Below are 638 nucleotides of genomic sequence, written 5' to 3'. Positions count from 1 at the left end.
TCAGCGTTATGCGCCTGAAATGGAAAAACGGCTGCGCTGGTACTGGCGTAACCCTTCCGATCTTTGCCCGTGGCACATGGATGAAACCTACGTGAAGGTCAATGGCCGCTGGGCGTATCTGTACCGGGCCGTCGACAGCCGGGGCCGCACTGTCGATTTTTATCTCTCCTCCCGTCGTAACAGCAAAGCTGCATACCGGTTTCTGGGTAAAATCCTCAACAACGTGAAGAAGTGGCAGATCCCGCGATTCATCAACACGGATAAAGCGCCCGCCTATGGTCGCGCGCTTGCTCTGCTCAAACGCGAAGGCCGGTGCCCGTCTGACGTTGAACACCGACAGATTAAGTACCGGAACAACGTGATTGAATGCGATCATGGCAAACTGAAACGGATAATCGGCGCCACGCTGGGATTTAAATCCATGAAGACGGCTTACGCCACCATCAAAGGTATTGAGGTGATGCGTGCACTACGCAAAGGCCAGGCCTCAGCATTTTATTATGGTGATCCCCTGGGCGAAATGCGCCTGGTAAGCAGAGTTTTTGAAATGTAAGGCCTTTGAATAAGACAAAAGGCTGCCTCATCGCTAACTTTGCAACAGTGCCGTTTCATCCATGTGCCACGGGCAAAGATCGGAC

Annotated in this window: 1 protein-coding gene; it reads left to right on the top strand. The window is 52.8% G+C overall.

Annotated features, from left to right (window positions below; all coding sequences use genetic code 11):
- Positions 1-553: IS6-like element IS26 family transposase (locus JHD77_RS31640; RefSeq protein ID WP_024181434.1), on the top strand; the 553-nt coding region annotated here is incomplete at its 5' end.
- Positions 554-638 lie beyond the last annotated feature (85 nt).

The organism is Pseudomonas sp. P20 (genome assembly GCF_016463925.1).
In the GTDB taxonomy this organism is placed as follows: domain Bacteria; phylum Pseudomonadota; class Gammaproteobacteria; order Pseudomonadales; family Pseudomonadaceae; genus Pseudomonas; species Pseudomonas aeruginosa.
The sequence above is the reverse complement of the archived record's forward strand: the minus strand, read 5'-3'. Positions and strand labels throughout refer to the sequence as shown.